Source organism: Branchiibius sp. NY16-3462-2 (assembly GCF_001594145.1).
In the GTDB taxonomy this organism is placed as follows: Bacteria; Actinomycetota; Actinomycetes; order Actinomycetales; family Dermatophilaceae; genus Branchiibius.
In genome coordinates this window covers 1-9,210 of sequence record NZ_LVCF01000011.1, presented here as the reverse complement: position 1 = coordinate 9,210, position 9,210 = coordinate 1, and the positions used below count along the sequence as shown (strand labels likewise).

12 protein-coding genes and 1 pseudogene are annotated in these 9,210 nt (G+C 65.2%); 3 read left to right on the top strand and 10 right to left on the bottom strand.

Going from position 1 to position 9,210, the window contains the following annotated elements; genetic code table 11:
* The first annotated feature begins 147 nt into the window (after window positions 1-147).
* A complete protein-coding gene (locus AZH51_RS05310; protein WP_291522080.1) occupies window positions 148-831 on the top strand; it encodes a phosphotransferase in 684 nt (227 codons plus the stop codon).
* Window positions 832-860: 29 nt separating this feature from the next.
* On the opposite strand, the gene istB is transcribed toward AZH51_RS05310, so the two are convergent.
* Window positions 861-1,757, bottom strand: coding sequence for an IS21-like element helper ATPase IstB (istB, locus tag AZH51_RS05305; protein WP_291522078.1), 897 nt, complete (start codon window positions 1,755-1,757; stop codon window positions 861-863).
* Window positions 1,757-3,049 (bottom strand): IS21 family transposase, encoded by a 1,293-nt coding sequence (istA, locus tag AZH51_RS05300; protein ID WP_291522076.1) that lies wholly within the window; start codon window positions 3,047-3,049, stop codon window positions 1,757-1,759. The genes istB and istA overlap by 1 nt, the downstream gene beginning before the upstream one ends.
* Here istA and AZH51_RS05295 point away from each other — a divergent pair.
* The gene (locus AZH51_RS05295) at window positions 3,008-3,556 is read left to right on the top strand and encodes a site-specific integrase (RefSeq protein WP_291522074.1); all 549 of its coding nucleotides are present in this window, start codon (window positions 3,008-3,010) and stop codon (window positions 3,554-3,556) included. The genes istA and AZH51_RS05295 overlap by 42 nt on opposite strands.
* Before the next feature lie 307 nt (window positions 3,557-3,863).
* Here AZH51_RS05295 and AZH51_RS05290 read toward each other — a convergent pair whose 3' ends face one another.
* The 7 genes from AZH51_RS05290 to AZH51_RS05260 form a co-directional block, all read right to left on the bottom strand.
* A complete protein-coding gene (locus AZH51_RS05290) occupies window positions 3,864-4,445 on the bottom strand; it encodes a hypothetical protein (protein WP_291522072.1) in 582 nt (193 codons plus the stop codon).
* On the bottom strand, window positions 4,442-4,981 hold the full coding sequence (locus AZH51_RS05285; RefSeq protein ID WP_291522070.1) for a DUF6286 domain-containing protein: 540 nt from the start codon (window positions 4,979-4,981) through the stop codon (window positions 4,442-4,444). Before AZH51_RS05285 ends, AZH51_RS05290 begins: the two co-directional genes overlap by 4 nt.
* The gene (locus tag AZH51_RS05280; RefSeq protein ID WP_291522068.1) at window positions 4,978-5,367 is read right to left on the bottom strand and encodes a hypothetical protein; all 390 of its coding nucleotides are present in this window, start codon (window positions 5,365-5,367) and stop codon (window positions 4,978-4,980) included. The genes AZH51_RS05285 and AZH51_RS05280 overlap by 4 nt, the downstream gene beginning before the upstream one ends.
* Window positions 5,360-5,536, bottom strand: coding sequence for a DUF2273 domain-containing protein (locus AZH51_RS05275; protein ID WP_291522066.1), 177 nt, complete (start codon window positions 5,534-5,536; stop codon window positions 5,360-5,362). Before AZH51_RS05275 ends, AZH51_RS05280 begins: the two co-directional genes overlap by 8 nt.
* A gap of 354 nt (window positions 5,537-5,890) precedes the next feature.
* Window positions 5,891-6,229: a hypothetical protein gene (locus tag AZH51_RS05270; protein ID WP_291522065.1), complete on the bottom strand. Its 339-nt coding sequence runs from the start codon at window positions 6,227-6,229 to the stop codon at window positions 5,891-5,893.
* Window positions 6,198-6,704, bottom strand: a complete 507-nt coding sequence (locus AZH51_RS05265) for an Asp23/Gls24 family envelope stress response protein (protein ID WP_291522063.1) — start codon at window positions 6,702-6,704, stop codon at window positions 6,198-6,200. The genes AZH51_RS05270 and AZH51_RS05265 overlap by 32 nt, the downstream gene beginning before the upstream one ends.
* A gap of 135 nt (window positions 6,705-6,839) precedes the next feature.
* A complete protein-coding gene (locus AZH51_RS05260) occupies window positions 6,840-7,703 on the bottom strand; it encodes a PRC and DUF2382 domain-containing protein (protein WP_291522061.1) in 864 nt (287 codons plus the stop codon).
* Window positions 7,704-7,964: 261 nt separating this feature from the next.
* On the opposite strand from AZH51_RS05260, the gene AZH51_RS05255 reads away from it, so the two are divergent.
* Window positions 7,965-8,795 carry a TetR/AcrR family transcriptional regulator gene (locus AZH51_RS05255; protein WP_291522058.1) on the top strand — a complete coding sequence of 277 codons (831 nt, stop codon included), beginning with the start codon at window positions 7,965-7,967 and terminating at the stop codon, window positions 8,793-8,795.
* A gap of 175 nt (window positions 8,796-8,970) precedes the next feature.
* Here the strand turns inward: AZH51_RS05255 and AZH51_RS05250 are convergent.
* Window positions 8,971-9,210, bottom strand: a pseudogene (locus tag AZH51_RS05250) (hypothetical protein); the annotation flags it as partial.

Genomic DNA, 9,210 nt, shown 5'->3' with positions numbered 1-9,210 from the left:
ACAGGCACGATGGACCATGCGATGGAAGCCAGCACTGAACGTGTTCGCGACCGTCTTCGAAGGCCGCTGGCCCACCGCAGAGCAGTACTAACCATGAGGGCCGAAACACCGAATTTCGGATAGTCCCGGGATGGCGCGGAGGATCGCTTGGTCGACGCTGGCATGCTCAATGGTGTGAAGCACGGGTACACCAATTGGACCGAGCACAGCGGCGGGGTCGTTCGGAAGCTGTATGCCGGACCGGATGCCGAGGTTCGGCAGGCTGCGGAGTATCGCGCGCTGACGTCGCTCGAGGACGATTTTCCGGTGCCCCAGGTTGTGAGGCAGCGGCCGGGTGAACTCCTGACAAAGTTCGTCGGGGGTGAGCATGGGCAAGACCTGATGGACGCTGGCAGGGCCACCGCCGTGTTGTCAGCGTGTGGTCGGATACTGCGGCGATTGCATGATCTTGACCCACGGATGCTCGATCCAGCAGCGGGGGACGGTGTTGTTGTGCAGCATGGAGATTTCGGCCCCAACAATCTGTTGTTCGATGTCGATGATGAGCGCGTCACGGCTGTGCTGGACTGGGAATTCAGCGGCACTGGCGAAGCGATCACCGACATCGCCTGGTGCGAGTGGATCATCCGGATGCATCACCCCGACGCAGTGTCACAACTGCCCGCGTTCTTTCAGGAGTACGGCTGGACGCCGGGATGGAACGCCCGTCGAGCGGAGATGATCCGCCGATGTGGCTGGCTTGAAGCCTTCACCGAGCGGTGGGAACCAGGCGGAGAAGGAGCCACCACGTGGCGGAATCGAACGCGCATAGTCGAGGGCTGGACCGAGTGATTGCCTGACGTCGGATTGAGCAGTGGCCGTCAGTCGGTCGCAGTGTCGGTTTTGGCGAGGAGTTGTCGGCGTTGGCGGGTGCGGTAGGAGTCACCGGTGAGGGTGAGGACTTCGGCGTGGTGCACGAGCCGGTCGATCATCGCTGCGGCAACGACGTCGTCGGAGAAGGTTTCGCCCCACCGCCCGAAGGGCAGGTTGGAGGTGACCATGATCGACCCCTGCTCGTACCGGGACGCCACCAACTGGAAGAACAGGTTCGCGGCGTCGGTGTCGAAGGGGATGTATCCGACTTCGTCGATGATGATCAGTTTGTAGCGGCGGATCTTCTTCAACTCAACCTCAAGTCGCCCTGACCGGTGGGCGGTTTGGAGGCGGGTGATCCAGTTGTTCGCGGTATCGAACAAGACGGAGTAGCCGGCTTGGGCGGCCTTCACACCGAGGCCGATCGCCAGGTGGGTTTTGCCGATGCCGGGCGGTCCGAGCAGGATCACGTTCTCCGCTTTCGGCACGAACATCCCGGTGGCCAGGTGCGCGAGCACGTCCCGCCGCAGCGAGGGTAGGTGGTCGAGGTTGAAGTCCTCCAGGGTTTTCACGGTCGGGAAGTGCGCCGTGCGGATCCGCATCGTGGTCCCGGCGGCCTCCCGGTCGGCGACCTGCCGGGCCAGGACGGCGGCGAGGTATTCCTCGTGGGACCAGTTTGCTTCGCGGGCCTGGTCGGCCAATTCCTCCCACACCCGACCTATCGTCGGCGTTTTGAGCACGCGTGCGAGGTAGGCCAGTTGTGAGGGCACACCGTCCGCCGGACGAGTGGCAGCTGCCACCGATGGTGGTGAATCGTTGGCGGCACCAGCCGCATCGGGTTGTTCAGACCCGGTCGTGGGCCCGGCAGCAGTCCTGGGTGCGCGGGTCTTCGTCGTGGTGGCCATCATCCTTCTTTCTGGTCGGGCGGGTCAGTGGTGAAGTCGACACCGAACAGGGCGTCGTAGTCCGGTAGGGCGCGTAGGGCGACGGAGTGCCCGTCGCGGTGATGTTGTGGCGGCACGGTGGCCGTGCCAGGTGCACCAGGCACCGGGATCCCGGTCCGGGCGGCTTGGGCGTAGGCCACCCGCAGCCGGTGCGCGGCGTCCTTATGGGCGGGATCGGTGCGGATCTGCTGCTTGCCCCAGCACCGGTCATGCTCGGCGACCACGGCCCCCTCGCACGTCATGCGCACCCTCGTGAGGGACGCGGTGACGTCGACGAACTTGCCGATCACCTTCGGGTGGACAGAGTAGGAGTTGGTGTCGACGCGCACGTAGTAGTCCCGTGCTAGGCGGATGCGTTGCACCAACCCGATCGGCGGCACGACTGGCGGTAACGGAATCATCGCCTGGTAATCGGCCTCGAACCGATCCACTGGTCGAGCCTGAATCGACCGCACCGTCCGCTTGTTCGCCATCTCCGAAAGCCACTGCGACAACTGCGCATTGAAGTCCTGTGGTGAGGTGAACTCGCGACCGGGTAGGAACGAGGTTTCCAGGTACCCGTTCGCTCGTTCGACCAAGCCTTTGAACTCCGGGTCCCGCACTGGCGCGAGCTTGATCCGGGTGGCGAGGGTTCCGGCGAACGCGGCTGCCGATGTGCTGACGCGGCCGGTGCCGCCGATCGCTGCTTCCCGGTCCCACACCAGCGTTTTCGGGCACCGACCCCACCCGTGGATAAGCTGCCACATCCCGGCCAGGATGTCGCCGGCCTGCCGGGAGGGGATCATCACCGCGCTGATCGTGCGCGAGTAGCCCAGTGCCATCACCAGCACCGGCAGCACCCGGGCCGTGCCGTCGCCGACCGGGATCTTCGTGGCGGGGAACCACAGGTCACACTGCCCAATTTCGCCCGGGTTGTACTCGGTGCGGTCGACCGGGTCCACGCCCAGGTACTCCGGGCGGATCAACGCGACCCGGGCCCGGAAGATCGAGGAGGAATGTTGCCACCCGACGCGTTCGGCCAGCACCGTTGCTGGCATCCGCGGATACCTGACCAGCAGCGCCCGAACCGCGGGTTCCACAGTGTCGACCAGCGATCCTTTCGGCGGTCGCTGATAATCCAGTGGCCGATCGGCGCGTAGCGCCGCACGCACGGTGTTCCGGGAGACCCCGAGCAACCGGACGATCTCCTTGATCGGCACACCCTCGCCGTTATGCAACCGGCGGATCTCCGCCCAGTCCTCCACACTCATCACCCGCCCAGAGTGCCGAGACAGGGGTCAACTTTCAGTCGGCACCACGGGGTCAGTATTCAGACGGCATCGACACTAGGACTCGTCGCCAGCCTGCGTCACTCCAAAACCAACCAGCACGGCAACCTCGAACTGGTCGTTTTGCCCTTCGGCACCAACCCGGCACACTGCCCAGTCACCGCACTCCGTACCTGGCTCTCACAAGCAGGAATCACCGAAGGGCCGGTGTTCCGTGGGATCACCCGCGGTAACCGCGTACGCCCCGGCCGGCTCCATCCCGAATCCATCAACACCATCGTGCAACGCGCTGTAGCCAGGGCCGGCCTGGACCCCACCGGCTACTCCGCGCACTCCCACCGCGCCGGGTTCGTCACCCACGCTCACCTGCGCGGAGCCAGCGACCGGGCGATCATGCATCAAACCAGACACCGCTCCCCCGCCTCCGTTGGCACCTACGTCCGCGTCGAATCCGCCTGGGTCAACAACGCTGCCACCACTCTCGGCATCTGAAAAAGGCTGGGGCTCTGCCCAAAGCGCTCAACCGTTTCCGCGGGTGCACGGCTTGGTTTTCGCAGGGTTCGGGCTACGAGTTTGACGCCTGTTGGACCGCGAACGACGCGGTCATCGGTGGGCATCGGTAGGTTGGCCGGATGCCTCTGGGGAAACCACCTGAGAGGCATCCGGCGAGTGTTGTCAACACCGGGTATTCGAATAGCAGGTATGTGCGTCTAGCGTTATCGGGGTCGCCGTCGTTGCCCCTCGGCCCACTCGGCGGCCGCGGTGTGGTCCTTCGTTTCACTCATCAGACTCTGAGTGATTAACGCACCCGGGCGGATGCGCTGGATTTGCCGGAGCCCCGGGGTCGAGCGATGAGGACGCGAGCACTCACTCCGTGGTCAGGGAACGCCGAGCGTAGATGCGCACGCATTTCCTGGATGGCTTGGATGATGCTGGGGCCGTCGGTTTGTTGGTCGGGGTAGGCGTTAACCAGCACGGTGGTGGCCCGCCCGTCCTGGGTGGCGTTAGCCGCCACCGAGCTGAACGGTCCGGCGTCCTGCAGGGTTTGCGCGATGGCGTTCGCCAGCGAGGAAGTGTCCATGGTGATCGTCCCCTGCGGGCCGCTTTGGGGCATCTTGGTCGCTTTGATGGTGTTGCGCCGCAGGTGCGCCAGTAGCCACCACAAACCCAGCACACCCAGGAGCAGGGTGATCGCGGCGAAGGCCCATGCCCACCAGCTGGTATCGGCCCAGATCGCCAACGATCCCAACGAGATCTGCTTGGGGTACCCGTGCAGCACCAGGTGGTAACGCCAGTCGAGCAGCACTAATCCTAGGGCCAGCATCAGTATCGCGACCACGATTGTGGCGAGCCGGTCGATCTTGTACGGGGCTCGGCTCATGCCTTGGCCTCCTGTGCCTGGACCGTCACCGGAAGGTCGCTCAGCGCGCCGACACGGTCGCTGATGCTTTGGGTCGCGGTCTGGGTGATCTGGTCCCGGTCTGATCCGGGTGTGGTATGCAGACTGACTCTAATCCGACGCGCGGTTACCCTGGAATGGGCTTGTAACACACCGGGTACGTCCTCAGCGGCGGCAGTGGCCAACTGGCTTAGCGCCGCCGGGCTGATCCACACGTCGGCCGCGTCGCTCTCGTCGGGGACCGGGCGGTGGGTGGCGCGGCGGGGTTTGAGTGCTGCGTAGAGCAGCACCACTCCGATGAGGAGCGTGATGACCGCTAAGGGGACGACCCAGTCGGCGCGGGTGGCGCCATCGACTGCCTCGATCGCGTCGCGGGACCAGGAGCGTCCGCGTGACCAGTGCTGGGTGACTGCCAGGTCGTGGATCCCGACCACGGCCAACGCGATGAGCAAGAAGGCCACCAAGCACCCGGTCACCGCGGCTACCGGCGCGGCCCTGGGGGTGTCCTTGGGGTTCATCGAACCCGCCTTTCAGTGGTCTCGAATTGGTCGGCCGTTAGCACGTGGACGGTGACGTCCACGCGCCGCACCTGGCTACCTGATAACCGGCTGGTGTCGGCACGCACCTGATCTCGGACGTGCGCAGCGATCTTTTCAACGGGCCCGGGCCAGGCCACGGCTATCTCGAGGGTGATCCAGCTGGCGGCACCGCGGATCGTGACCTGCGCGTTTGGGAAACCCCGCCCGCGGAGCTTATCCAGCCCGGAACGGTGGGTCACCGTGCCGGGCACCCCCTGGGCGATGTGTTCGGCCAGGTGCTCGATGGCCGCCGCTCGCACGTCCAGGGTGCCGCGCTCGGCCGCGTCCTGAGTATCGGGAACGCCGCCGGAATGGACGTCAGCCACGCTTGCCGCGGGCCAATGCCGACAGGTCTAGCTCGCCTTCGAGGTACGCGCCCACGGCGAACCCGAGCACGCCGAGCACCAATGCGAGCAAGAATCCGGAGAAGCCGTCGACGGCGATGGCAATGGCCATCAACAGGCCGGCGAGAAGTCCAAGGGCAGATCGGTTCATGAGTAGTTCTCCTTGCGAGGGATGAGGTGTTGGACCCCAGGGGGATGGACGAGGCTTACAGTCGGCCGTACCGGCGTGCCCCGGGCCAGCCGCGGGGCAGTACCCCACGGATCGCGCGAACGGCGCCGCGTGTCCCTTTTTGAACTGAAGAAAGTGACGAGCTGCGGCGGACCACATAGGGCGGGGCGGACGCCGCCTGCCGTAGCCCACCGGACGACGTGGTACCGAACTGCCGATCCACGCGTTCCATGGCAGCTAGGTACTCCTGCGGATCTCCCCCCAGGTCGGGGTGCAGGCGACGCGCCACCGCACGCCGCGCGGCGGCGTGCGCAGCATTGCGGGGCGCGTCACGCGTCATCGTAGGGACTCGTCGGGGGCGGCGACATCTTCAACGGTCACGTCGATGCGGCCGGGGGCCACCCGTTGCACCGCGGCTCGGACGGCGTCAGCCGTGGCCGGCACCGGGTGGCCCCATGCGACCACGATGTGGATGTCAGACCCGGATTCTGCGGTGCGAACCCCGGCGACCCGGCGGCCGGGCAAATATGTGGCCACCTCACCGAACCTGCCGGAGTGCAGACCCTGCACGCCGGGGGTGGCCAACACAGCCTGGGCGATCGCATCAACGAGCTCCGGCCGTGCGGATCCACCCCCGACCCCCTCACTCGACACGTGATTGCTGTTGAGAGTCATCCTCGCTGCCGTCGTCGAGGAACACGTCATGGACGGTGATGTTGACCTCGGTGACCTCCAGTCCTGTCATCGCCTCGACCGTGCTGATCACATTGCGGCGAACCCCCGCCGCGAGGTCGGCGATAGCCACGCCGTATTCGGAGACCAGGTCGAGGTCGACCGCGGCCTGGCGTTCACCAACCTCCACCGTCACTCCCTGGGAGTAGTTGGTCCGCGAACCGGGAATCCTGTCCCGCAGGGCGCCGACCACACGGGCTGCGCCACCCCCGAGTTCATGCACCCCTGACACCTCCCGGGTGGCGATCCCAGCGATCTTCGCCACCACCGTGTCTGCGATCGATGTGCGCCCCTGGGACGTCACTAAGGGGCTGTCGTCCTCTCGCGACGACACCTCCGACCCGTGCTTGCGAGTGGTGGACTTTGCGGCGTCAGACGCGGCGATGTCGGACGAGGAATTGCCGTGCGTGTCAGTCATGCGCGATACCTTTCCGTGCTGAGATGGCTGATGTGTTCGGTGCGGCCCAGGGCCTGCGTACACCGTACAGGTTTGTTTTATCAGTTGCCCGCTCCTGCGGACCAGAGCGGCTCCCCGGATGCGATGAGGCCGCGTTCAGCGGTCGTCGCGACCTTGCCGCGCCGTGGCGTCGGCGTCGGTCTCGATCTTTTCCTTGCGGACTTCTTCGGTGACTTCCTGCTCACCGGCGACGGTCTCGGTGTCCAGCCTGACCCGCTCGACTGGCACGGTCTCCTTCTCGACCACGGGACGCTCGGCGTGCAGTGTGACCTCGTGCTCCTCCTCGGTTAGGTCACCGCCGACAATCGCGTCGCCGCGGTTCTGCTCGGTGATCGGTTCGCGCACTACCCGCACCTCTTCGTGGCTGACCGGGACCGTGGTGGTGACGTTCTCGGTCACGATGTATTTGCGCAACCGAGCCCGCCCAGTCTCCACTTTCTCCGTGCCCACGTTTAGCTGCTCCTCCGAGCGCGTCATGGCCTGGTCGGTGGTCGGACCGGAAGTGTCCCGGCCCTTGACTCCCGGCTCGCCCGCCAGGTCCCTGCGCCGTTCGCCGGCCCCGTCGTCGTCCTGGCTTTCCCGGCCCCGCGGGATGCCGACATTCCCGAACTCACCCTGCTCTTGGCCGGTCTTCGCAGTGTCATGGCCGTAGGCCAGCCCGTAGTACTCGTACAGTTTCTGCTGTTGGTCCACCCCCAGATGCTGGTCAGCGTCGATCCGAGGAGCGTCCTTAACCTTGTCCTTGGTGTAAGGAACCTTGAGGGCGTCCCCGTCCGCCTCGGCATCATTGAGGGGAACGAACGTCTCGGATGTACCGAACAAGCCGGTCTTGACCGTCACCCACGCAGGCTGACCGGACTGGTCGTCCAGGTACACCTGGCCAATGGAGCCAATCTTGGCATCACTGGGGTCGACGGCGTCACCGCCGATAAGGGACTGAATCTGCTCTACAGAGATCACGTGTGTCGTCCTTACGGATTGAGATGTTTCGGTGACGCACCACCGACGGAACCGGCCCGGGATTGTCCTACGAGGTTCCCGGCCCGGGGGCCAGCGCTGACCGCCTGACCCGTGTACACCGTATATTAAATACGCTGTACGCGATGCACCGCAGGACGCAAGGCCTCCATACCTGTCTCCGTGGCTATAATTTGCACATCAATCAAGGGCCGATATCCAACGGCAGGTGCCATATAGAGCGGCGTGTTGAGGGCAGGGATCGTGATCAAGAGGACGGACCCACACGCCCCCGGTCCCCGTCGGAAGTTGTCCGCCGACCGCTTGATCACCGAGACCCTGGCCTTGGTTGACGAGCAAGGCATTGCGGCAGCCTCAATGCGGACGGTGGCTCGCCGGTTGGATGTGCAGGTCATGACGTTGTATCGCTACGTCGACAACCGTGAAGACCTTTTCGACGCTGTGGTCGACCACATCGTCGACGAACTCGATGACGACCCAGATATCGAATCGGCGGCGGCCGCAGGACAGTGGCGGCCCTATCTCACCAGTCTCGCGTGGGGGGTACGCCGCTATGCCCTCACTCACCCGCACGCCTTTCCCTTGGTGGCCACCAGGCCCCCACAGGCCCCGTGGATCAACCCTCCCCTTCGCTCACTGCGCTGGATCGAGCAGATGTTGCAGACCCTCGCTGGAGACGGTTTCTCCGATGAGCATGTGCTCTACACCTATCGGTGCTTCAACTCCTTCCTCCTCGGATACCTGCTTCTAGAGACCAGCGCCATGGTCATCGCGGATCCCAAACCAGGTGATGGGTCCTTCCAGGCCGGAGATGACGGCGGACCAGGGGATCCTGTGGACTCCACAGACCCCGTACCGGGGTCGCTCAGCCCCACTCGCACCGAGGGCCAGCGCGAGGACATCGCCGACTGCGACACCAGCGAAGACCTCATCGCCGTTGACCCAGAGCGATATCCGCTCATCCACCGGCTACGCGAGGGTCTGACCGAAGACCACTTCGAAGAAGAGTTCCGTGGCGGTCTGGAATTGCTCCTTGACCGCATCGAAGAACAACTCCAACAACACCCCAGCTGACGGGAAGAAGAACACCCCGCATGGGGACCGCGGCCCGCGGACTCGATGCTTCATCACGACCCTCCCGCGCGCGACCGGCTCAACTCGGCGCCCCTCGAGCCGACCAGGAAAGCCTGGCGCCAGGTTCGTCCGCTGGTTTGGTTCGGAAGGTGGCTTCGCAAGTTGCCGTTATCAATCAGGGGTGGGCGACGGAAGTGAGGGTAAGGTCGCCGACTCCCCGGTGACTGCGCCGAGCCCGGCCCCCACGGCAACCAAAAACGAGGGGGTGCACCTCGCTAACCGCTGGTCTCGCGATCCGGATCCGGTCCTCACACCGCGCCCGCCGCCGGTGCCGCAACTCCAGGTTCGCCAGTTGCCCGCGGGTGGTGTTGGTCGCGAACGCGGTCAACCGGTACCCGTCGACGTCGTCGAACCG